The organism is Bacillus inaquosorum (assembly GCF_023238325.1).
GTDB lineage: Bacteria > Bacillota > Bacilli > Bacillales > Bacillaceae > Bacillus > Bacillus inaquosorum.
On the sequence record NZ_CP096592.1, the window covers coordinates 2,605,892 to 2,626,532 of the forward strand.

At 43.8% G+C, this 20,641-nt stretch carries 27 protein-coding genes; 7 read left to right on the forward strand and 20 right to left on the reverse strand.

The genetic code is table 11. The annotated features are described in order from the left end of the window. Positions 1-7: 7 nt before the first annotated feature. A complete protein-coding gene (spoIIP, locus tag M1M80_RS13080; protein WP_003237102.1) occupies positions 8-1,213 on the reverse strand; it encodes a spore autolysin SpoIIP in 1,206 nt (401 codons plus the stop codon). A gap of 62 nt (positions 1,214-1,275) precedes the next feature. Next, a complete protein-coding gene (gene gpr / locus M1M80_RS13085; protein WP_003237103.1) occupies positions 1,276-2,382 on the reverse strand; it encodes a GPR endopeptidase in 1,107 nt (368 codons plus the stop codon). Positions 2,383-2,584: 202 nt separating this feature from the next. Here gpr and rpsT point away from each other — a divergent pair, with 202 nt between their 5' ends. After that, complete coding sequence (gene rpsT / locus M1M80_RS13090; protein WP_003229989.1) at positions 2,585-2,851, forward strand: 30S ribosomal protein S20; 267 nt, start codon at positions 2,585-2,587, stop codon at positions 2,849-2,851. Between the two features lie 14 nt (positions 2,852-2,865). On the opposite strand, the gene holA is transcribed toward rpsT, so the two are convergent. After that, positions 2,866-3,909: a DNA polymerase III subunit delta gene (holA, locus tag M1M80_RS13095; RefSeq protein WP_060399059.1), complete on the reverse strand. Its 1,044-nt coding sequence runs from the start codon at positions 3,907-3,909 to the stop codon at positions 2,866-2,868. Positions 3,910-3,948: 39 nt separating this feature from the next. Beyond that, the gene (locus M1M80_RS13100) at positions 3,949-4,098 is read right to left on the reverse strand and encodes a hypothetical protein (protein ID WP_003229985.1); all 150 of its coding nucleotides are present in this window, start codon (positions 4,096-4,098) and stop codon (positions 3,949-3,951) included. A 40-nt stretch (positions 4,099-4,138) separates the two neighbouring features. On the opposite strand from M1M80_RS13100, the gene M1M80_RS13105 reads away from it, so the two are divergent. Next, on the forward strand, positions 4,139-4,273 hold the full coding sequence (locus M1M80_RS13105) for a YqzM family protein (RefSeq protein WP_003229983.1): 135 nt from the start codon (positions 4,139-4,141) through the stop codon (positions 4,271-4,273). A gap of 39 nt (positions 4,274-4,312) precedes the next feature. Here M1M80_RS13105 and M1M80_RS13110 read toward each other — a convergent pair whose 3' ends face one another. From M1M80_RS13110 to M1M80_RS13120, 3 genes are all read right to left on the reverse strand, one after another. Beyond that, positions 4,313-6,643 (reverse strand): DNA internalization-related competence protein ComEC/Rec2, encoded by a 2,331-nt coding sequence (locus tag M1M80_RS13110; RefSeq protein ID WP_060400041.1) that lies wholly within the window; start codon positions 6,641-6,643, stop codon positions 4,313-4,315. 3 nt (positions 6,644-6,646) lie between these two features. After that, positions 6,647-7,216 carry a ComE operon protein 2 gene (locus M1M80_RS13115; protein ID WP_003237106.1) on the reverse strand — a complete coding sequence of 190 codons (570 nt, stop codon included), beginning with the start codon at positions 7,214-7,216 and terminating at the stop codon, positions 6,647-6,649. Positions 7,217-7,282: 66 nt separating this feature from the next. Further along, on the reverse strand, positions 7,283-7,900 hold the full coding sequence (locus M1M80_RS13120) for a helix-hairpin-helix domain-containing protein (protein ID WP_060399060.1): 618 nt from the start codon (positions 7,898-7,900) through the stop codon (positions 7,283-7,285). A gap of 83 nt (positions 7,901-7,983) precedes the next feature. On the opposite strand from M1M80_RS13120, the gene comER reads away from it, so the two are divergent. Beyond that, positions 7,984-8,805: a late competence protein ComER gene (gene comER / locus M1M80_RS13125; protein ID WP_060399061.1), complete on the forward strand. Its 822-nt coding sequence runs from the start codon at positions 7,984-7,986 to the stop codon at positions 8,803-8,805. Positions 8,806-8,870: 65 nt separating this feature from the next. On the opposite strand, the gene M1M80_RS13130 is transcribed toward comER, so the two are convergent. The 8 genes from M1M80_RS13130 to M1M80_RS13165 are packed head-to-tail and all read right to left on the reverse strand — an operon-like array spanning position 8,871 to position 13,883. Then, positions 8,871-9,614: a class I SAM-dependent DNA methyltransferase gene (locus M1M80_RS13130; protein ID WP_060399062.1), complete on the reverse strand. Its 744-nt coding sequence runs from the start codon at positions 9,612-9,614 to the stop codon at positions 8,871-8,873. Beyond that, positions 9,611-9,967, reverse strand: a complete 357-nt coding sequence (gene rsfS / locus M1M80_RS13135) for a ribosome silencing factor (protein WP_003237112.1) — start codon at positions 9,965-9,967, stop codon at positions 9,611-9,613. Before rsfS ends, M1M80_RS13130 begins: the two co-directional genes overlap by 4 nt. Before the next feature lie 17 nt (positions 9,968-9,984). Beyond that, positions 9,985-10,545 carry a bis(5'-nucleosyl)-tetraphosphatase (symmetrical) YqeK gene (gene yqeK / locus M1M80_RS13140; protein WP_003237115.1) on the reverse strand — a complete coding sequence of 187 codons (561 nt, stop codon included), beginning with the start codon at positions 10,543-10,545 and terminating at the stop codon, positions 9,985-9,987. After that, entirely contained in the window at positions 10,535-11,104 is a 570-nt protein-coding gene (locus tag M1M80_RS13145; protein WP_019258940.1) for a nicotinate-nucleotide adenylyltransferase, read from the reverse strand. The genes yqeK and M1M80_RS13145 overlap by 11 nt, the downstream gene beginning before the upstream one ends. Before the next feature lie 11 nt (positions 11,105-11,115). Continuing rightward, the gene (yhbY, locus tag M1M80_RS13150; RefSeq protein ID WP_003226133.1) at positions 11,116-11,406 is read right to left on the reverse strand and encodes a ribosome assembly RNA-binding protein YhbY; all 291 of its coding nucleotides are present in this window, start codon (positions 11,404-11,406) and stop codon (positions 11,116-11,118) included. Continuing rightward, positions 11,400-12,242 (reverse strand): shikimate dehydrogenase, encoded by an 843-nt coding sequence (gene aroE, locus M1M80_RS13155; protein ID WP_060399063.1) that lies wholly within the window; start codon positions 12,240-12,242, stop codon positions 11,400-11,402. Before aroE ends, yhbY begins: the two co-directional genes overlap by 7 nt. An 18-nt stretch (positions 12,243-12,260) precedes the next feature. Then, complete coding sequence (yqeH, locus tag M1M80_RS13160) at positions 12,261-13,361, reverse strand: ribosome biogenesis GTPase YqeH (RefSeq protein ID WP_003237122.1); 1,101 nt, start codon at positions 13,359-13,361, stop codon at positions 12,261-12,263. 3 nt (positions 13,362-13,364) lie between these two features. Next, positions 13,365-13,883: a YqeG family HAD IIIA-type phosphatase gene (locus M1M80_RS13165; protein ID WP_003226126.1), complete on the reverse strand. Its 519-nt coding sequence runs from the start codon at positions 13,881-13,883 to the stop codon at positions 13,365-13,367. Between the two features lie 361 nt (positions 13,884-14,244). Between M1M80_RS13165 and sda the strand changes: the two genes are divergently transcribed. After that, positions 14,245-14,385, forward strand: coding sequence for a sporulation histidine kinase inhibitor Sda (gene sda / locus M1M80_RS13170; protein ID WP_003226124.1), 141 nt, complete (start codon positions 14,245-14,247; stop codon positions 14,383-14,385). 138 nt (positions 14,386-14,523) lie between these two features. Here sda and M1M80_RS21555 read toward each other — a convergent pair whose 3' ends face one another. The 3 genes from M1M80_RS21555 to M1M80_RS13180 all read right to left on the reverse strand — a co-directional run bounded on the left by M1M80_RS21555 (position 14,524) and on the right by M1M80_RS13180 (position 16,467). Next, positions 14,524-14,655 carry a hypothetical protein gene (locus M1M80_RS21555; protein ID WP_019258943.1) on the reverse strand — a complete coding sequence of 44 codons (132 nt, stop codon included), beginning with the start codon at positions 14,653-14,655 and terminating at the stop codon, positions 14,524-14,526. A 75-nt stretch (positions 14,656-14,730) separates the two neighbouring features. Then, a complete protein-coding gene (locus M1M80_RS13175; RefSeq protein WP_060399064.1) occupies positions 14,731-15,462 on the reverse strand; it encodes an SGNH/GDSL hydrolase family protein in 732 nt (243 codons plus the stop codon). Between the two features lie 252 nt (positions 15,463-15,714). Further along, positions 15,715-16,467 carry a peptidoglycan recognition protein family protein gene (locus M1M80_RS13180; protein ID WP_060399065.1) on the reverse strand — a complete coding sequence of 251 codons (753 nt, stop codon included), beginning with the start codon at positions 16,465-16,467 and terminating at the stop codon, positions 15,715-15,717. 194 nt (positions 16,468-16,661) lie between these two features. Between M1M80_RS13180 and M1M80_RS13185 the strand changes: the two genes are divergently transcribed. Continuing rightward, entirely contained in the window at positions 16,662-17,288 is a 627-nt protein-coding gene (locus tag M1M80_RS13185; RefSeq protein WP_060399066.1) for a TVP38/TMEM64 family protein, read from the forward strand. An 18-nt stretch (positions 17,289-17,306) separates the two neighbouring features. On the opposite strand, the gene gnd is transcribed toward M1M80_RS13185, so the two are convergent. After that, complete coding sequence (gnd, locus tag M1M80_RS13190; protein ID WP_060399067.1) at positions 17,307-18,200, reverse strand: phosphogluconate dehydrogenase (NAD(+)-dependent, decarboxylating); 894 nt, start codon at positions 18,198-18,200, stop codon at positions 17,307-17,309. A 313-nt stretch (positions 18,201-18,513) separates the two neighbouring features. Between gnd and M1M80_RS13195 the strand changes: the two genes are divergently transcribed. After that, the gene (locus M1M80_RS13195; protein ID WP_080429113.1) at positions 18,514-19,236 is read left to right on the forward strand and encodes a YqeB family protein; all 723 of its coding nucleotides are present in this window, start codon (positions 18,514-18,516) and stop codon (positions 19,234-19,236) included. A 32-nt stretch (positions 19,237-19,268) separates the two neighbouring features. Here the strand turns inward: M1M80_RS13195 and M1M80_RS13200 are convergent, their stop codons facing one another. Next, a complete protein-coding gene (locus M1M80_RS13200; RefSeq protein ID WP_003237136.1) occupies positions 19,269-19,679 on the reverse strand; it encodes a NucA/NucB deoxyribonuclease domain-containing protein in 411 nt (136 codons plus the stop codon). A gap of 194 nt (positions 19,680-19,873) precedes the next feature. Here M1M80_RS13200 and sigK point away from each other — a divergent pair, with 194 nt between their 5' ends. Then, on the forward strand, positions 19,874-20,602 hold the full coding sequence (gene sigK / locus M1M80_RS13205; protein ID WP_003237137.1) for an RNA polymerase sporulation sigma factor SigK: 729 nt from the start codon (positions 19,874-19,876) through the stop codon (positions 20,600-20,602). The last annotated feature ends 39 nt before the right edge of the window (positions 20,603-20,641 follow it).

Here is a 20,641-nt window from a genome sequence, read left to right on the forward strand (position 1 = left end):
CTATTTCTTATTGTTTTTTCGTCTCGCCGCTCTCTGCGTTGACCTTTTCAGCATCCCAGTATATTTCGCTGAATACGTCTGCGGCTGCGTCAGCTGCACGCTGCAGCTCCTCGAGGTTATTATCTACTCCGCCAAATTCGAGCAAAAGCGCTCTGTCGGTTAAATCCTGATTGTAAACACCGTTATCGCCTGGCGAGCCTTTTGAAAAGACACCTGTGCTGAGTCCGGGGTATTTTTTCTCCATCAGCTTATGAAGCTCGCTTGCAATTTTATAGTTTTCTTCGAAATTCTTGCTTTTTTTGCCGACGACAAAGGCGACCCGGGCATAGCTTTTCCCATTAATCGTTGCTGTCGTATCTTTTTTGCGCCGTGAGTCTCTGTGGATGTCAATGATATATTGCAGATTTTTGTTTGAGGTGAGCGCATCTTTGACAACCGGCCTTGATTCATCATAGGATCTGGCATAGTTTAAGCCTTTTTTGTTCAGTTTTGCCTGTATATCGGTTTTATTCACTGTGGCTCCGATGCCTTGGGATTCAAGCGCTTTTCCGAACATATCTCCTACGAGCGTGACGTTGGCTTTAGAATGGCGCGCCATATCAGGATCGGTCTCGCCTTTTAATAGAGGGAGATATGATTCCGTATTGTGTGTGTGATAGATAAAGACGACCTTTTTATCACCGGTTGTTTGTTTCGGCGGATCTTTTTGCGCATGATCTGATTGTGTTTGCTGTTTTTCAATCTCTGCCAAATTCGCTTCTCTTTCTTCCTCCATCACCTTTGACGGCGGCGGCGATTCCGCCGGCATATTCGTATAATCCGTGCCTTGTCCAGCTAACAGGATCTCGGTATCAAATTGTGCAAACCCCGGCAGCTCCCGGCCGAGAAAACTCCGCGGATCTTCGAGGTTAATGCTTGTCGCCAGCTTCAAAGAAAGACGTGAAAGATGGAATGAGCTGTCGGTTTGAGAAAGGTCAGAAGCGAAATAATGGTTTTCCATCCGCAGCAAGTGTGCAAACATGTCCCCCGGCAATTCTTCAGCAATCCCGTAAAAAGAGTCAGACGACGGCCTGAGTTCCGGCCGGAGAGACGTCAACACACCGGATAGAACAAAAATCACGATAAGGCTTGCGATAAATAGAAAGATGGCTTTTACCGCTTTCCCGCCATTTACCGCAACAACAATTTGTCTGTTTCTGCGTTTATTTCTCATTGAATCCCTCCAGCGCTTGTCTAGTAATTACTCTATGAACAAGCTAGAGGAAGTAGAACCGTTTAGTGATTATAGGAGCCTTTGTTTTCTTGTGACACTTTTTCATGAAGCGCTGTGTTTAATCCATTCGCCAGCACATTAGCCATATCGTCGATAAAAGAATCAACTTCCTTCGGCGTGACCATTAAATTGTGGCCTAAAGGCGACAGCACCTCGTGAATGAGCTGCCGTTTTTCATCTTCTTGAAGGGTTCCGACGATGCCGAGGAACGATTGACGCTGCTTTTGATCAGGAAGATCTTCTTCAGTGAGCACTTTCTTTTTCCCAAACGTCATGCCAGCCGGAACAAGTGATCTTGACGGCCTGTCATCCTTCATTTCTCTGCCAAAATGTTTTAATATGTAGTCCACCGTGTCGCTGGCAATCGTCACCGCGTCAACGACCGTCGGAACTCCGATGGCGATCACCGGTACGCCAAGCGTGTCTTTGCTTAAATCTTTTCGTTTATTTCCCACACCTGATCCCGGGTGAATGCCTGTATCCGATATTTGAATGGTTGTGTTGACCCTTTCCACGGCCCGCGCCGCCAGTGCATCAATGGCAATGACAAAATCAGGCTTCGATTGCTCTATCACGCCTTTAATAATGTCGCTTGTTTCAATTCCCGTAATCCCCATCACACCAGGTGCAAACGCACTGACAGGCCTGTACCCTTCCTGCACGTTTTCCGGCTGAAGCTTGAACAAGTGCCTTGTTACCAATAGATTTTCTACAGCCATCGGTCCCAGCGCATCAGGTGTCACGTTCCAGTTGCCGAGCCCGACGATCAAACAGCTCGCATCTTTTGAGATATTAAGGCTTTCAAGAAAAGCCGAGAATTCCTCCGCAAAGACAGCAGAGACTTTTTCCTGCATTTCCGAATCATTCTCTCTGATTCCTTGCGCCTCAAGCGTTAAATAGCGCCCTTCTTTTTTTCCCGATAGCTCCGCGCCTTCCTTTGTAATATCAACAGTGCGGATTTTAATGCCGCCGCGATCTCGTTCTTTTTCGATAAAACCTTTAATTTCTTTTGTCGGCACAGCCTGCTGATTGGCCATTGCTTCCTTCGTTTCCACTGCCAAATCGGTACGTATCAAATACTGATTAACATCCAGTTCACTCTTTTTCATCAGGGGCCTCCTTCACATTCAGTACCTATATTGTTGCCATTTGGTGTATGAATCATGCTAAAAAGAGATCCTTCAATGAAAAATACTTTACATTTATATTGCAATCTAAAGATGTGTTTGATAGAATACAATTTGTTCTATTGTGAAGAAGATTTAACCTTAAGACACTGTGCTACAGGTTGTATCTTAGGAGGTGAAACACATGCCAAACATTAAATCAGCGATTAAACGTACAAAAACAAACAACGAACGCCGCGTTCATAACGCGACAATCAAATCTGCTATGCGTACTGCAATCAAACAAGTTGAAGCTTCTGTTGCCAACAACGAAGCTGACAAAGCGAAAACTGCTCTTACTGAAGCAGCTAAACGTATTGATAAAGCAGTGAAAACAGGTCTTGTACACAAAAATACCGCAGCTCGATACAAATCAAGACTAGCGAAAAAAGTGAACGGACTTTCTGCATAATATAAAAACGATCCTCAATGATGGGGATCGTTTTTTTCGTTTCTTTTTAACAGCTGTAAAAGGAACAGTTCGAGCAGGAGCTGCTTGTCCTTTTTCCCTGTTTTCATCTCATAGTCCATTACGGCAAGCTGTTCAATAATTGACCGGAGCTCCGCCTCTGAAAAAAGCCTTGCTTGATCCATCGCCAGCTTTACCCGAAATGGGTGAACTTTTAAATTAGAAGCGATTTGTTTTTGTCCGTATCCTTGCTCCGCGAAGTATTTTGTCTGCAGAATCAGCCGGAACTGGTTCGAAATAAGCGCCATGATTTTGATCGGTTCTTCATTTTGTTTGAGCAAATCATAAAAAATTTGCAGGCTCTCTGTCCGTTTGCGGTTGACGATTTTATTGATCAGCTCAAAAATATTTTGCTCCAAGCTTCTCGCAACAAGCATTTTCACATCATCAAGCGTAATTTCTTCACGATCTCCAATAAACGTGCAGAGCTTTTGAATCTCCTGAAAAATCGATGAAAGATGTCCATTCACAAGCAGAACCAAATGTTCCGCCGCTTCAGTGCCGATTGTTTTCTGCTCGGTTTTTGCAAGGCTAACAGTAAAGTCTGTGGTCTCCTTTGCGTTTAATTCCTTCGCCTCCATCATAAACGCGTGCTTCTTTAGCGCTTTCGTCAGTTTTTTCCGCTCATCCAGCTTTTCATACGGGGCAAGCAGGACAAAGACCGTGTAAGGCGCAGGCGATTGTATATATGTTTCAAGCGCACTGACGTTGTGCTCAATTTTTTCTTTTTTCTTCTCACCTGTTAAAAAATATGGATTTTTCACAATGACAAGACGCCGCTCCCCCATAAACGGAAACGTTTCAGCATCTGCAATCGCTTGATCCAGCGGGTCCTCTTCCAGATCAAAAACGGATAGATTGAAATCCTTTGTCTCCTGATCAACGACCGTCTGTCTGATCCTGCTGACGGTTTCTTGCAGCAGATACGTCTCTTTTCCGTATAAACAATAAACCGGATGGACATCTCCTTTTTTCAGGCTTTTCCACACATCAAATACCATTGTTGTACGACTTCCTCTCTTTCGTCATCCCCTTCTATCCTAAATTGAGTTTGCAAAATAGTAAAGAGGAAGCCTGACTGCTGCTTCCCCATTTATATTAAACGCCTGTTCGCAAGCCCCCGGGACAGCTTGTAAAAAGGCGATAATCACCAGAACAGAAAACGTTACCTTCGCTTCTAGATTTTTCAAAACGATTCCATTATACTTAAAGCAGTCAGGAGGGATAAAGTTGAATGATTTTGAAAAAAACGTTCAAAGCAAACGAAATGATGCTGTAGATTCAGCTGTTGGTTTTGTTGTGTCCTTCGGATTTTTCGCCTTCTTGTTTGTTATGGCAACGGTTATTCACCTGGTTGGTTCATAACAGCGACTGCCCGGGCTGCTGATTTCTCGGCAGTCTTTTTTAGTTCGTCTCTGTTATATCTGATGTATCATATGGAGGATAGACAGAAAAGGTTCCAACTCTGTTTTTATATCGATATTGGATCGTTCCGCTTTGATCGGTACGCAGTACGCGGATGGAATGTCTCTGTAATATTTGCAGAACCTCTTGATGGGGATGATGGTACCGATTGTTTTCTCCCGCTGAGATAATGGCCGTTTTCGGCTGAAGCTGTTTGATGAATTCTTCACCGGTAGAGCCTTTGCTTCCATGGTGCCCCACCTTTAACACGTCTGCTTTTATATTCGGAAACACGTTCATCACCTCCTGTTCCCCTTCTTTCTCCAGATCACCCGTCAAGATCCAGCTCATACCGCCCGTTTTCATCCACAGAACGAGAGAAGAGTTATTTTTGCTTGCCGGATCAGGTGTTTCCGGTGACAGTACTTGAAACTGCAAATCCTTTATTTGCAATACATCGCCTCGCTTCACCTCCTCTATTGTCACGCCCTCTTCTCTGGCTGCCCGCAGCACTTTCTCGTCTTTAGGCTCAGAAACGAACCCTTTCGGAATCACAAGGCGCTTCACTTTATGGTGCTTCAGCAGAGTCTCCGCCTCTCCGATATGATCTTGGTCAGCGTGCGTCAGAATTAAAGCATCAAGCTGTTTGATTCCCTTGGCGGTTAAAAACGGCATCAGCACCTTTTCCCCAAGTGAAAACGGGTGCTGTTTTTCCTGCCAAGGCTCTGACGAGTAAGACAAAGTGCCGCCTGTATCAATTAAGACACGTCCCTGCTGATGCGGAGCACCGACATACATGCTGTCACCCTGCCCAATATCAATCATATCGACTTCTCCCTCGGAGCTAAGACGCGGATAAATAAGAAGAAGACAGAGCACCGCGCAGCAAAGACCCCCAGTAATCGCCAGCTGCGAAAAGGAACGTTTTTCAATCGCCATAAGCAATAGGATGATTGTAACCGTGAATAAAAAGAGCAGAGCAGGTGCGGGACGTGCAATGATGATCGTGAATACATCAATATCTGCAATTCTTGTGATCAGCCTGTTGGTCCAGCTCATCAAGAAATCAAACCAACAGAAGAAAAATCGACCAGCCGAAGCGGAAAGGCTTAATAGAAAAACACCTGCTATAGCCCCCGGCAAAACACAGAATGTATAAAAAGGAACCATCAAGATGTTCATCGGTATGCTGATTATCGAAAACTGCTGGAAATGATACAAGAGAATAGGAAGTGATCCCAGCTGAGCGATTATTGATACCATTGTCAGCTGGCCCAGGGAGGTTTTGAGTTGTTGAAAAATAGAAGAGGATAGAATTAAAGAAAAACTGACGGCGAATGACAGTTGAAAACCAACTTCAAAGAGATGGTAAGGATTGAAGAGCAAGAGGACGATGTATGAAAGGCAGATTGCACCGGCAGAATGTACCCGCCATTTAACAAGACTTCCAGCTAAGTAAATACCCGACATCAGAGCGGCGCGAAGCACTGAAGGAGCAGCCCCTGTCAAAATTACATAGAGCGGCAGAAATAACAGCAACAGGAGTGACGCCTTTTCTCTTGTTATGCCTAGACGAATCATGATATAAAACAACCCGGCTGTCAAAATGCCGACATGGAGTCCTGAAATCGCCAAGAGATGGACGACACCAAGCTTTTGATATGCGTTAAGCACCTCGTCTTCTACATAAAATCTGTCACCGACTGTAAGTGCCTGTACAATTCCTGCCGAATCAGGAGGCAACAGGCTGTTTGTGAATGATACGATGTATTTTCTCAAACTGAGCAGTTTATCCTTGAAATTTACAGGTTCGCTGCAATTATGGATAGATGTGACAGAATAATTCCAGTGAATATGCTGCCGGTAAAGATACTCGTTATAATCAAATGTGCCCGGCACAGTTGCGTGTTTGGGCTCTTCCAGTGCACCCGTCAACTCACATGACATTCCTGGTTCTATGTATGACAGCTGATCTTTTTCATCAGAAGACTGAATGCGATATGAAGCGGCCCATTTTTCGCTATCAGGTGTCTTAATCACCATAGACATACGGTCTCCGTCAATTTTAGGAATACTGTCAATCACTGCCTTGGATTTATAAGTGCCCTGCTGATATGAAGAGACATTCCGGGAATCTGTGACCGTATACAGTGCAAAAAACAATATAAAAGAGAAGAAACAAACAAAAATGAGAAAAGCGTGTCTCGTTTTGATGAAAATGATGAGGAGAAAGAGGAAGAAAAGAAAAACAGCGGAGAAATAAGCGGCGGCAGTAATTCCAGCCGTTGCCGAAGCTGCCGCCAAAGGCAATAACAAACGCGAATTACGCATCAATCACACGTAGCTCGTAAAAAGTGTATTCGCCTGTTCATGTATTTTCTTCAAATCTTCCTCTGCAAGACCAGCATCCGCTAGTTTCTCTAAAAGACCAGCTACAAATGAAAGCTTTTCCCTGTTTTTCAAATCAACGATCATTTCATCGAGTTCAACCTGTTCAACAGTTACACCCGCCTGTTCAAATAATTCCTGTGCATACGGATTTGTTTTGTAGTCCTCAGCATAATAAACCGTTTTGATACCAGCTTGAATGATAGATTTACAGCATTGAATGCACGGATAATGCGTCACATAAATCTCCGCTCCATCAGTCGGCACCCCGAACTTAGAGCATTGGAGAATTGCATTCATTTCAGCGTGAATCGTTCTTGCGCAATGATCATCTATCATCAGGCATCCTTCGTCTGCACAATGCACGCCGCCCGCGATTGACCCGTTATAGCCTCCTGCAATCATGCGTTTGTCTCTGACTATAGTAGCGCCGACAGACAATCTCGGACAGGTGCTGCGCAGCGCCAGTAAATGGCTTTGAGCCATAAAGTATTGATTCCATGAAATTCGTTCCACGTCGTTCCCTCCAAATGTTGTGTTGCCTGACCTTTAGTTTACCTATCATTATGCATGACCGTCAAATCACTTTACTGTAATGGAAGACTTTATTTTCTCAAACGACTTTTCACCTATTCCTGAAACCTTAGTGATATCTTCAATTGTCTGGAAACGCCCGTTTTCCTCCCGGTATGCAATAATAGCTTCAGCTTTTGACGGTCCCACCCCTGAGATGCCTTGTAATTCGTCTAAGGTGGCTGTATTGATATTTACGAGCGCTCCCTTCCCTCCATCGCTTTGAACAGCGCCTACGGCTCCTTGCTGCACCGCCGTCTCCTCTCCCTTTTTCGGGATGTACACCACTGTCCCGTCCTGAAGCAGCTCCGCCAAGTTCACTTGCATTTCGTCTGCTTGTTCACTGGCCCCGCCCGCTTTCTCAATTGCCTGAGATACTCTGTCCCCTGTTCGCATTTCATAAACGCCAGGATGCAGAACAGCACCTTTAATGTCTATCACTATTGTTTTGTTTGACTCGTCTTTGACTGCTTCCTGCTTTACCTCCGCATTTTCTGTCTCAGTTGATACAGCCTGCTTCACCGGCCCTTTGTTTTTTCCGCTGGCAAAGATGAAAATAGCCGCTATGAAAACAGCCGCAGAAGCCGCTAAAATTATTGTTTTTTTATACTGATTCAACCAATTCATCGCGCATGTTCCCCGCTTTCGTCATATTTTATTTCGATAACACATATGGTTTAGAGGATAATAGCTCAAAGGAGGGGAAATCATTGAAGATAGGCTTTATCGGCACAGGAAATATGGGTACGATCCTTATAGAATCATTTATTGAATCAAAAGCAGCCGCTCCCTCAAACATAACAATCACAAACCGCACAATTGAAAAAGCGTTGCACATAAAAAACCGATACAACAGCATAAACGTAACAGAAAGTCTGGAAAAGCTTGTTTCTGAAAACGAGATGATTTTTATTTGTGTTAAGCCGCTTGATATATATCCTTTACTGGCAAGAGCGGTGCCTTATTTAAGAAAGGATCATATTCTCATATCAATTACAAGCCCAGTTCAAACTGAACAGCTCGAACAGTATGTTCCGTGTCAAGTGGCGCGAGTGATCCCAAGTATTACGAACAGGGCGCTGGCAGGCGTTTCTCTCGTCACTTTCGGCACAAGCTGCGGAGAATCTGCAAAAACGAAAATCAATGAGCTGATGGAGCACATCTCTCAACCGCTGCAAATTGAAAGTGACATCACGAGGGTGGCATCAGATATTGTAAGCTGCGGTCCCGCTTTTATGAGCTATCTGATTCAGCGGTTTATAGATGCAGCCGTTTCGGAAACGTCAGTGTCTAAACAGGACGCTATTCTGATGTGTAAGGAAATGCTTGTCGGAATGGGAAAACTGTTAGAAACCGAATTGTATACCCTGCCTGCGTTACAGGAAAAGGTTTGCGTTAAAGGCGGTGTGACAGGAGAAGGCATTAAAGCGCTGGAAAGCGGTGTGCAGGATATGTTTCACCGGGTATTTCAAAATACTCATTTGAAATACGAGGAGGATATTTCCGCCGTGAAGAAGCAGTTTCATGTGTAAACGAGTATGTCATGCTTCTGTCTGTAATGCAAAAGCTTAAAAAAGCATTTTAAAAAACCATCGTTTTAGGAAACGATGGTTTTTGACTTCTGCGCCTTGAAAAATAGGCGTTCTGATTGTCCTGATGGCTCTGAATCCGTAAAATCAGCTGTCACATGGTGAAGCTGAAAGCCGCAGCTCTTCAGCATTTCTTCGTATTCATCCACTGGGAACGTTCTTTGCTCGTGCGTCTCATCAAAACGGTCATACGCTTCTCCGTTCCACACAAAAAACGACATGTCATGAATGACAGAAAGCTCCTCACTTCCAGCAAAGCTCTGCCAAATATAGCTGATATCTTCGTCCTGGTCAGCAAATGTGCTACCTGGAAAGACTTCGGCAATTTTATATGATGAATGAACATCAAACAGCAAAATGCCTTCAGGCTTCAACACCCGAAATACACTTTTAAAGGTTTCGATCACATCATTTTTCGTTTTTAAATAATTCAATGAGTCACAGCATATCGTAACAGCGTCAAACTGGCCGTCAAAGCCGGCAATCTCTCTCATATCCTGCTGAAGAAAAAGAATCGGCTGGTTACTAGAGACCTTTTGCTGGGCGTAAGAAAGCATTTCCTCACTGAGATCAATGCCCGTGACCTCGAAGCCTTTTTCGGCAAGCCGGATTGAGATTTCTCCCGTACCGCATGCCAGATCAAGGATACGGCCTTTTTCCGGGAGAGATGCTTCAATCCACTTTGTCCATTGATCGTAAGGTGCGTGAGACATTAACTCGTCATACACGCTTGCAAAGCCTTGGTAAATCATTGGTTCATTCCAAGCTCAAGATCCGCGAGCGGAGCGTCTCCCCACAGCTTTTCCAGGTTGTAGTAGCTTCTTTCATCCTTGTGGAAGACATGGACAATCACATCGCCAAGGTCAACGAGCACCCATCTTGCTTCATCGAAGCCTTCCATCTTTTTGACTTGAATGCCGTTTTCTTCAGCCTGATCCTTGATTTCACGGGCAATCGCCTGCACCTGTTTATCTGAATTTCCGTGGCAGATCAGAAAATAATCAGCAACCAGAGATATACCTTCCATATCCAGTGCTAAAATATCCTCTGCCCGTTTATCATCGCAAGCCGCAGCTGCGATCTTTAAAATGGACTTTTGGTTCATTCACAAATTCCTCCTGTTCAGTTGCCAGACACAAGCCAGTTATACGTTAAAAATGTGTCTGGAAAAACCGGTTGATTTTTTTTCATAAGAAAAACCATTGTATTTTTGATGGATTGAATCAGCGCTTGATTCAAATCTGTCTCAGCAAGCTTACGCACCTCATCGACACCGGGAAATGCCCGGTTGGGCTCAATGTAATCGGCAACGTAAATGACTTTTTCTAAAAGTGTCATGCCAGGCCGTCCAGAGGTATGATACCTGATGGCGTCAAGAATGTCTTCATCTTGTATCCCCGCTTCTCTTTGGACCAAATAAGCGCCGACCGGAGCGTGCCACAGCTCCGGATTATGGTCCAATAATTGCGAAGGCATTTTTTCCCGTGCAATAATTTGTTTCATTTCTTCTTTCGGGCGGAATTTAGCGTAATCATGAAAGATAGCCGCTGTTTCCGCTTTTTTAGAGTCGGCTCCAAAACGCTCCGCAAGTTCGATCGCCGTGTTCATCACGCCAATTGTGTGGATATATCGGTGTTCGGTCAATTGCTGCTTAACGCAGGCAAGTGCCTCCTCACGATTCATACAAACCATTCTCCTCTACATACTTCTTCACTTTATCAGGGATTAAGTAGTCAGTGGGCTTCTTGCTTTTAAACCGTTCCCTTATCATAGTTGATGATACCTCAAATTCCGGAACGTCTGCAAAGAGAAGCGGATAAGGGGTTTCAACATGAAAACCGGGGCGCTTTACTCCAATAAATTGAATGAGGTTCAGCAGCTCGTCCAGCTTATACCATTTCGGCAAATATTCAATCATATCAGCACCGATAATAAAGAACAGCTGATCATTCGGATAACGCTGCTTCAGTAAAGAAACGGTATCAAAGGTATATGAAGGCCCTTCTCTTTCCATTTCAGCCAGCTCCAGCTTAAAGGACGGATTAGACTGAATTGCAAGCTTCAGCATCTCCACTCGGTGAAAGCTGTCCGTATAGTCTTCATCCTGTTTATGGGGCGGAATTTGATTAGGCATAAACCAAATTTCATCAAGCCCCGCCTGATACAGCACCTCATTCGCCATTAAGAGGTGACCGTTATGCGGAGGATCAAACGTGCCTCCAAAAATTCCGATTTTCTTCATTTCAACCACCTTTAAGGAAGCTCGATTTGTTTATTTTCCTTTGATTCCTTATATAACACAATTGTATTGCCGATTGTCTGCACCAATTGAGAGCGGCTTCCTTTTACGAGAGCTTCCGCAACATCGTTTTTATCCTCTTCACAATTCTGAAGAACACTGACTTTAATCAGCTCTCTCGCTTCAAGCGCCTCGGCAATTTGTTTAATCATGTTGTCGTTTACTCCGCCTTTACCTACTTGAAAAATCGGCGTTAAATGATGCGCTTTTGAACGCAAAAAACGTTTTTGTTTACCTGTTAACATTCTTTTCCTCCTAATTTTCCTATTACAATTGATCTCATTTTTTCAATATCAGGCTCTCGCCCAGTCCACAATTGAAAAGACAATGCCGCCTGTTCAACAAACATGCCCACTCCATCGAGTGTTTTCAGGCCTTTTTGGTTTGCTTGTTTTAAAAGGGCCGTCTGAATTGGATTATACACGATATCACAAACAACGGCACTGCTTGCAGCACGCTGTAATGAAAGCGGCACATCGTCCACGTTCGGGTACATGCCCACAGACGTTGTATGGATAATAACATCATACTGTTCAAGCCGCTCTTCTGCTTCTTTTATGCTTAACACTTCTTTATTATGGAACGAGGGAGTGGATTCTGTAAGCTGCTTTGCTTTTTCTAACGTCCGATTGCAGATGTCAAACTTTTTTGGGATATTACGGGCGATTGTTGTAAAGATGGCTCTTGCCGCTCCGCCCGCACCGATCATTAAGAATGACAGTTCAGAGATGGGCTTGTCCAATACCTTCATTAATGACTTTACAAAGCCTTCCCCGTCGGTATTGTATCCGACAAGCTTGTCTCCCTCTCTTCTGACCGTGTTTACGGCACCGATCACTTTTGCACTTTCATCAATATGATCCAGATAATCCATAATGGAAACCTTATGCGGAACAGTCACATTGATTCCTTGTATACCAAGTGCTCTTATTCCTTTTACCGCATCTTCCAGATCATCTTCTTCTACTTTGAAGGCATGGTAATGTCCGTCTAAACCGAGATCTTTCAATGATGCATTATGAATATCAGGTGACATGGAATGGCCAATCGGATTTCCGATAACCCCGTACAGCTTTTTCATACTCCTCTCCCCTTTTCATTAAATTAATGAGCGCCGAACAAATACGTGAACGCCTTTTGGCGCGTAAGCAGTTACTTTTTTATCGGCATCATGCACTGTTACCCAGCCTAACCCAGAGAAAACGATATCTGTCTTTTTGTCTTTGATCGTAAACGTATGGGCCACTAATTCCGGAAACTCATCCATTTCGTCTTTTCCCGGAGGTGTGAGCAATTCCCCTGCATGCTTTTCATAAAGCGCGTCTGCATTTTCCAGCTTTGTTCTATGAATCATCAGCTCATTTGGCATATAGCAAATAAAAGGAGATCTTTCCCCGGACACATAATCAAACCTTGCAAGTCCGCCAAAATACAGTGTTTGCTGATCATTAAGCTGGAATGTGCGAGGCTTCAGCTCCTTTTTAGGAGATAATATTTTTAAATCCTTTTTATTAACATAATGCGCCATTTGATGGTGGTTGATAATTCCCGGCGTATCATAAAGCGCTGAGCCATCGTCCAGCGGGATCTCAATTGCATCAAGGGTTGTGCCCGGAAATTGGGATGTCGTAATAATATCTTCTTCACCTGACACTTCTTTAATAATCCGGTTAATAAAGGTTGACTTCCCTACATTGGTACACCCGACAACATAGACGTCTTTGCCGTTGCGGTAATGCTCAATTGCATCAATGACTTCTTTGATCCCCTGGCCGCGTCCAGCACTGACTAAGAATACGTCAACCGGTTTTAAGCCAAGCTCTTTCGCTTCACGCTTCATCCACTGGATCAGACGTTCTCTTTTCAGTGACTTAGGCAAAATATCGGCTTTATTGCCAACCAATAAGATAGGGTTTCCTCCCACCAAGCGCTGCAGCCCATTGATCCAGCTGCCGTTAAAATCAAAAATATCAACAATTTTAACAACGAGAGAATCTGTTTCCCCAATTCCATGAAGAATGTTTAAAAAATCATCATCCGTTAAGGAGACGTCTTGTATTTCATTATAGTTTTTCAGTCTGAAACAGCGCTGGCAAATCACATTTTCTTTCGTAAGCGATGCAGGCGGCGCGTATCCCAGACCTGTTTTGTCCTCGGTTTGGATTGCAACTCCGCAGCCGATACAAACAACCTTTTCCATTTCTTACTCCTCCCACTGAATGTGCCCTTTTCGTTTGAGAGCACTCAGTATTCTGCGTTCGACCTGGCGGTTAAAGCGCGTAATGAATCCGTCAGAGGAAGCGACAGGTACGACCAAAATCGTATGGTAGCCGTTTCGGTTTCCCCCGAGTACATCGGTCAGAAGCTGGTCTCCGATAACAACGCAGTCCTCTTTTTTCAGCTCCATATTGCGCACCGCTCTGTTAAAGGCTTTGCCCATCGGTTTTCTTGCTTTATAGATGAATGGGATTCCAAGCGGTTCTGAGAAAAGTTTTACTCTTCTTTCATTATTATTAGAGACAATCGTCACTTTAATGCCGTGCTCCTTCATTTCTTCGAACCACTCGATCAAACGCGGCGTCGCATTCGGTCTGTCCCACTCAACAAGCGTATTATCCAGGTCAGTTATAATTCCTTTTACATTTCGTTCCTTTAATTTCTCAGGTGTAATATGAAAAATATTTTTTACAAACTCGTCAGGTAAAAAAAACTTTTTTAACAAAACCCGCACCCTTCCCTTTTCTTTCTCTTTAAAATGATTGTCGAAAAAAATCGAACTTGCGCCTAAAGAAAAACTGAGCAAAAAAATTTCGACAAAAATTGGGTTTCTTCACCAGGTGTGGATAAAATTACACACACTATCCACTCTTATTACATCACTCTTTAGACAAATTATAAACACGATACTCACAAGTTATCCACTTTCTGGTGTGGATAACAGAACGATTGTTCTTATATGAAATTCATGGTAGATTAAAGATAACTTCAGCCTCAGAGGAACGCAACTTATCAATGTATGCGTTAAAATCATGAATGATTCCAACTTTTAAGGAGGTGTCTCTCCCATTAATTGGGTTCCTAGCATGAGAAAACTGTCTGATGAATTACTAATAGAGTCTTATTTCAAAGCCACCGAAATGAATTTAAACCGTGACTTTATCGAGTTAATTGAAAACGAAATAAAAAGAAGATCGCTCGGACATATTATTTCCGTATCTTCTTAATAGGAATTTGTCTATTTTTTCCGGGCGTATTTCCTTTTTTTACTCAGATGACTGATATTATATCACTTCGGTTACGCGCTTTACTACTGTTTTCAGCAAAAAACACCCCTAAAAAGAGGTGTTTTAAAGGGACGGTTACTATGCTAACCAATATATGCCGCCCACAACCAGGAGAACAACAACTAAAACAACGATAAAAGCGTATCCATATGCCCGACTGGCGTATGGCCAGCTGCCGAAAGGATACGAATAGGAATAACCGCTGCACATGTGAAGTGCCTCCTTTAATAAGGTTTTTTAACAGCCTATGTAGGTGAAATAAAACGGCTTAGGCCGTTGTCCGGCTCAGCGCTTCAGAACCTGCCCATCTTGTATTCCTTCATATATAATCCTTGCCCCTTTAGGTGTCATATGATTGCCTGAAGGATCTATCAGACCGGATTGGATAAGCGCTTCATCAGTTGCTTTTCCGCCGTCTTCTTCTACAAAATGCTGCCAGTTGTCTACAAGAGGGACGTCCAGGCGCTTCGACACATCTCTTGTAATATCATTGTATGAGTTGTGCCATTTCCTCGCCCCGCCTTTCGGTTCAAAAGCAGCTGCTTTATATCTGGAATAGTAAAACAGGTGGTGCTTCCCGTTTCCTTCAATAATTGGGATACACGTCATCAAGATTGGCTTGATACCGTGTTTTCTGCTTTCTTTAATAAAATAAACCAGATTTTCTCTAAAACGCTGCTTCGACACTCTCGGTTTCCCCTCAGTCAGTATCGCTGCGTCATTCGTGCCGAACATAATAAACAAATGCTTCGGTTTTTGATCCAGCACATCTGTCTGAAACCGCAAACGGGCATCCTCTGTCGTCTGTCCGCCAATTCCCGCATTGAGTATATCAAGCTTTCCGCGTTCAGCCGTTTTTAATATATTGACCCACTGCTGTGCTTTTGGATAATCGCGATAATCCCAATTTGAGCCTCGCGTGTTGCTGTCTCCAAATGCTACAACGTCTTCGTATCCCTTCCCATCGCATCCTGCTGTAACGAACAGCAGAAGGAAAAGGATCAAAAAATGCTTCATCTTTACACCCCCAAAAGCCTCATCTTAATGTTATACCTCTGTTCCCCTTCGTTCAACGAAGAGTTTTTTCGTTATCACTGTTTTTTTCCTATTGTTAACGTGTCCCCCTTAGTGAAAATCATTCTGCTTTCATTTCTGCATATCAGGTGATTCTTTTAAAATTCCCTTCTTCTCAATCGAAAAAACCCGCAAGCAATAGGAAAGAAAATAACCTGTATCCGCACTGGAAACAGGTTATCCTTACCCCTGCATTCACTTTAACTTCGATTTAAGCTTGGCCTTTGTTTTTGGTCCATAGATGCCGTCAGCAGTTAATCCGTTCATGAGCTGAAAACGCTTGACGGCATTTGCTGTTTTCGGTCCGTAAACTCCGTCTATCCCATTATTTTTGGCACCTTTATCAGGATAAAAATGAAGCGCGGCTAAAGCCTTTTGCAGCTGCAGGACTTTCGTGCCCTTACGATAAGGCGAAGTGAGTTTGATAATACCTGACGGCAGCGGATATGTTGGAGACGACTCTTTTGGAGGTGTATCGGAAGAAGAAATTCCGTTTATAAAAGAATTCCAGCGATCCAAGAGTTTGCGCGGACATTCTTTTCCGGACCATTTTTTGTGGGGAACGACATGTTTCAGTGGAATATTGTTTTCCTTCATTAGTTTCCGGATCAGCCACTGGGCATTTGCTGTTGCTTTTTCAAAATCGCCGTCAGCATTTTCGCAGATCTCAATCCCGATCGATTTGCGGTTCCCTGTCCCATTTGTGCCGTCGCCCGCATGCCAGCCGTTTTCATCTATCGGAAGATGCTGATAGATAACTGAATCATCAACTGTAAAATGCCAGCTGACAGATGTGCTTGGATTTTTCACATAGTTGGCGTGCATTTTCGCATTCGCGCCTTTTTCGGTATTTGCTGTATTATGCACCGTAATGTAAGCAGGTGTCATCGTATAGCCAGGACGATTATCGTTCGATGTCGGTATAAAATCCTTTTTTATCGTTACCATTTCCATCCCTCCCTACTATTAAAAAATGCAGAAAACAGAAAGATGGACAGCCTATTTTACAAGATAAAAAAGAATTGTGTTCTCAACCTAAACATGGTTTTCAGTTGAACCGCTGAAATGACACCAGTTATACTAACTCTAGATGACGGAGGTTTTGGCTCCTGACATCATCTTAGTTGGGAGTGACCATAGAAATGTTAAAAAAGATACTAGGTATCATCATAATTATTACTATCATTGCAGTCGGTTTTTTTCAGAAAGAAGCTTGGCTTGATGCGATTAAAGCAGGAGGAATGTTTTCTGTTTTATTCAGTATGCTGCTGATTGCTGCCGATGTTTTTTTCCCAATTGTGCCGTTTGCTTTGGTTGCGGCTTTAAATGGCGCTGTGTTCGGAATGGCAAATGGGATCTGGATTACACTGACCGGCTCAATGCTTGGTACGATGATGCTGTTTTTTCTCGCCAGGTACAGCCTTAGAGATTGGGCCAGAAAAAAAGTTCAGGCCTATCCTGCCATCCAAAGCTACGAGGCTTCCTTTCACAAAAATGCTTTTACCGCTGTTTTATTAGGAAGGCTCATCCCGGTCATTCCTTCTCTTGTAATGAATGTGATATGCGGGCTGAGTCAGGTTCGCTGGCATGTTTTTTTCTTCGCGTCTTTCATAGGGAAAATCCCGAATATTGTCGTTGTCACCATTGCAGGTGCCAATTTTACCAGCAATAAATTACTGTCTTTCAGCATTTACGGAGCCTACATTCTGATCATTATGCTGATCATTTATAAAAAGTTCCCTCATCTGCTGAAAGTGCAAAAAAAATAAGGTGGCCTGTTCGCCCCCTTACTTTTTTTCTGTCGCATGGCCTCCAAATTCATTTCGAAGCGCAGCGACAACCTTTCCTGTAAACGTATCGTCTGTTAAAGAACGGTATCTCATCAGTAACGACATGGCGATTACCGGAGTTGCGGTCTGCAGATCAAGCGCTGTTTCCACTGTCCATTTTCCTTCACCTGAGGAATGCATAATGCCTTTGATCTGATCCAGCTTCGCATCTTTAGAGAAAGCACGCTCAGTCAGCCCCATAAGCCAAGAGCGAATGACAGAGCCATGATTCCACACTCTGGCAACCTTTTCGTAGTCAAAATCAAATTGGCTGTTTTCAAGCACTTCGAATCCTTCACCGATTGCCGCCATCATTCCGTACTCAATGCCATTATGAATCATTTTCAAGAAATGTCCGCTCCCCGCTTCACCAGCGTAAAGATATCCGTTTCTGACGGCAGTGTCTCGAAACAGCGGCTCTACAATCTCCCATGCCTCGGGGTCACCTCCCACCATAAAACAGGCTCCATGGCGCGCGCCTTCCATTCCGCCCGACGTTCCCGCATCGAAATAATATATCCCCGCTTCTTTCATTTGATTGTAGCGGCGAATCGATTCTTTATAATGAGAGTTTCCGGCTTCAATGATAATATCGCCTTTGCTTAATAAAGGTGTCACATCACGCAAAACAGCATCGACAACGCCATGCGGTACCATAACCCATAGTATACGCGGCGTGTCTAATGAAGAAATCAACTCATTTAGATTTGTTGTCCCCTCAGCCCCATATGCTTTCAGTTCATCGACAGCCGCTTGATTTACATCATATCCGACCGCTTGATGATTGCGGTCAATGAATTGCTTTCCCATGTTTATGCCCATTTTCCCTAAGCCGATTAATCCGATTTTCATGTCTGTTCCTCCCGGTTGTTTAAAAAGCCTTTATTCTTTATGTTCCCTGTGAACTGTATTGTGATACGTATAAAATGAGGCCGAAAGGATTTAACTGTCCCCTCTCCTTTGTGATTTGTATGTTCTTCCGCTTGTTTTTTTTCGAAACAGCTCTAATTGCACGACTGTAAAATCAGGTGCGTTGCTTATGTTTTTTGTTCCCCCATAACCGACTCTCCCTTTATATCAAAAACCATCATTTTATCCTTGATTTACCATCTATTTAAGTTAAAATATGGGGGAGAATTCGATTTATTCAGTAAAAGAAGGTGGCATATTGCAGGATCAATCTCATACTCTCATTGGAGTTACGAAAACCGCTGCATCTCTTTTATACACCGCACTTGCAATCATCGGACTTACGATCGGGTATTTTATCCCGCAGTTTGCGAAATGGGCATTATCCCTCCCGTGGATTCCTTTTGAGGGACCGCTTCGGCTGGTCACCTCTTTTCAAGGGTCACTAACTGAATTTATCACTGCGATGCTTGGCATGTGTGCAGGGATTTGGTTCGCTCATTCTGTTATTGCAATGCTGCTGTCTGTAAAAATTACAGATGACACAGTGGAATTAATCAAAGGAAAGAAAGTGCAAACGATTCGTTCCGACGACATCGCTCTTGTGTTTATCGATCACAAATGGCTTGTCCTCCTAGGAACAGCCGGATATGAATTGGCACGAGAAGAAATTGATGAAAAACCTGAAAAGGTCGAGAAGGCCTTTAGAAAGCACAATTACGAATGGGCAGCAGATGGTGATCCGTTTAAAGATCAATTTCGCCGGTGGATACCTGATGCACCAGAACTCTCGCCAGGTGCCCATGCATTATTGAAAGCTCGTCACAAAGCACTGAAAGACGAGGAAACAGACGATGTGGAAGAATTCCGTCTCGAGCTTGCACAGTTGGGCATAGTTGTTCGAGACGAAGGCACACGCCAGTATTGGCGAAAAGCAGAAACCTATCCTCCGAACATTCAGCATCGCGATGGATCGTAACAACAGAGGCTCAAGAAAGAGCCTCTTCTCGATTACTGCACAATAAACCGCACTCTGGTGCCGTCAGGATAACCACTCATTTGATTCCCTACCCACGAGCCGGCCCCGCGATTATCAGAAGGCGTCACATATCGGACGTCAGCTCCTGCGCCGCCTTCCTCGCAAACCGCCATTGGCCACTCATCCCGGTCATAGCCCGGCTTCGTCGGAATTCCTTTTAATGATTCCTCTCGCCTTTTGTCCGCTCCATCCCTGTCGATGGTACAAATATCAGAATGCCCCTCTGCTATCGCATCTCTAATATGATCCCCTGTTTCCGGATAACGAGACAGCGGAAAATACAACACTTTGTCATACAAAGAAGCGCTCTTGATCGGCTGCGGAACCACTAAACAAAGAAAAACTGCTGCAGCAAGAAGCAGGCCTGCCATCCATTTTTTCATTCCCATCCCCCCATACATCGTTCATTTCAATGTATGGGCGCATGATAAAGATTATTTTTAAAATTTGAAGTTGGCCTGCTGCTCACGAAAGCCAAGCTCCCCTGCGAGAAATTTCCCGGTACAGACACAGACAGCCTCCTGCTCACATACATTTACATATAGGCTTTTGCCTACATACTTTTGTGGAGGTGACGATGGTGACAGGTGTTTTCGCAGCGTTCGGCTTTGTTGTTAAAGAGCTTGTCTTTTTAGTATCTTACGTGAAAAACAATGCCTTTCCACAACCGCTCTCAAGCAGCGAGGAAAAAAAATACTTAGAGCTCATGGCTAAAGGAGATGAACATGCCAGAAACATGCTGATTGAGCATAATCTTCGCTTGGTCGCCCATATTGTGAAAAAGTTCGAAAATACAGGTGAGGATGCAGAGGACTTAATCTCCATCGGAACAATCGGGCTGATCAAAGGAATTGAAAGCTATTCCGCCGGAAAAGGGACAAAGCTGGCGACGTATGCTGCGCGGTGTATTGAAAATGAGATTCTCATGCATTTACGCGCATTGAAAAAAACAAAAAAAGACGTTTCCCTTCATGATCCGATCGGGCAGGATAAGGAAGGGAATGAAATAAGCCTGATCGATGTACTAAAATCAGAAAACGAAGACGTGATTGATACGATTCAGCTCAATATGGAGCTTGAAAAAGTGAAGCAATACATTGACATTTTAGATGACCGTGAAAAGGAAGTGATTGTTGGGCGGTTTGGGCTTGATTTGAAGAAGGAAAAAACGCAGCGTGAGATTGCCAAAGAACTCGGTATCTCGCGCAGCTATGTATCACGGATTGAAAAACGGGCGCTGATGAAGATGTTTCATGAGTTTTATCGGGCGGAGAAGGAAAAGCGAAAGAAAGCAAAGGGGAAATGATTTAGAAAGGCCGGATCTAATATTCCGGCTTTCTCTATT

Coding starts and splice junctions, on each gene's coding strand:
- yhbY (WP_003226133.1), bottom strand. CDS start 11,406: ATGTTAACAGGTAAACAAAAACGTTTTTTGCGTTCAAAAGCGCATCAT.
- M1M80_RS13180 (WP_060399065.1), bottom strand. CDS start 16,467: ATGGTAACGATAAAAAAGGATTTTATACCGACATCGAACGATAATCGT.
- M1M80_RS21555 (WP_019258943.1), bottom strand. CDS start 14,655: ATGTGCAGCGGTTATTCCTATTCGTATCCTTTCGGCAGCTGGCCATAC.
- rsfS (WP_003237112.1), bottom strand. CDS start 9,967: ATGAACCAAAAGTCCATTTTAAAGATCGCAGCTGCGGCTTGCGATGAT.
- rpsT (WP_003229989.1), top strand. CDS start 2,585: ATGCCAAACATTAAATCAGCGATTAAACGTACAAAAACAAACAACGAA.
- spoIIP (WP_003237102.1), bottom strand. CDS start 1,213: ATGAGAAATAAACGCAGAAACAGACAAATTGTTGTTGCGGTAAATGGC.
- yqeH (WP_003237122.1), bottom strand. CDS start 13,361: ATGGAAAAGGTTGTTTGTATCGGCTGCGGAGTTGCAATCCAAACCGAG.
- gnd (WP_060399067.1), bottom strand. CDS start 18,200: ATGAAAATCGGATTAATCGGCTTAGGGAAAATGGGCATAAACATGGGA.
- M1M80_RS13110 (WP_060400041.1), bottom strand. CDS start 6,643: ATGCGTAATTCGCGTTTGTTATTGCCTTTGGCGGCAGCTTCGGCAACG.
- M1M80_RS13130 (WP_060399062.1), bottom strand. CDS start 9,614: ATGATTTACCAAGGCTTTGCAAGCGTGTATGACGAGTTAATGTCTCAC.
- aroE (WP_060399063.1), bottom strand. CDS start 12,242: ATGAAAAAGCTGTACGGGGTTATCGGAAATCCGATTGGCCATTCCATG.
- gpr (WP_003237103.1), bottom strand. CDS start 2,382: ATGAAAAAGAGTGAACTGGATGTTAATCAGTATTTGATACGTACCGAT.
- holA (WP_060399059.1), bottom strand. CDS start 3,909: ATGGTATTTGATGTGTGGAAAAGCCTGAAAAAAGGAGATGTCCATCCG.
- M1M80_RS13200 (WP_003237136.1), bottom strand. CDS start 19,679: ATGAAAAAATGGATGGCAGGCCTGCTTCTTGCTGCAGCAGTTTTTCTT.
- yqeK (WP_003237115.1), bottom strand. CDS start 10,545: ATGAATCGTGAGGAGGCACTTGCCTGCGTTAAGCAGCAATTGACCGAA.
- M1M80_RS13120 (WP_060399060.1), bottom strand. CDS start 7,900: ATGAATTGGTTGAATCAGTATAAAAAAACAATAATTTTAGCGGCTTCT.
- M1M80_RS13175 (WP_060399064.1), bottom strand. CDS start 15,462: ATGAAGCATTTTTTGATCCTTTTCCTTCTGCTGTTCGTTACAGCAGGA.
- M1M80_RS13145 (WP_019258940.1), bottom strand. CDS start 11,104: ATGAAGAAAATCGGAATTTTTGGAGGCACGTTTGATCCTCCGCATAAC.
- sda (WP_003226124.1), top strand. CDS start 14,245: ATGAGAAAACTGTCTGATGAATTACTAATAGAGTCTTATTTCAAAGCC.
- M1M80_RS13185 (WP_060399066.1), top strand. CDS start 16,662: ATGTTAAAAAAGATACTAGGTATCATCATAATTATTACTATCATTGCA.
- sigK (WP_003237137.1), top strand. CDS start 19,874: ATGGTGACAGGTGTTTTCGCAGCGTTCGGCTTTGTTGTTAAAGAGCTT.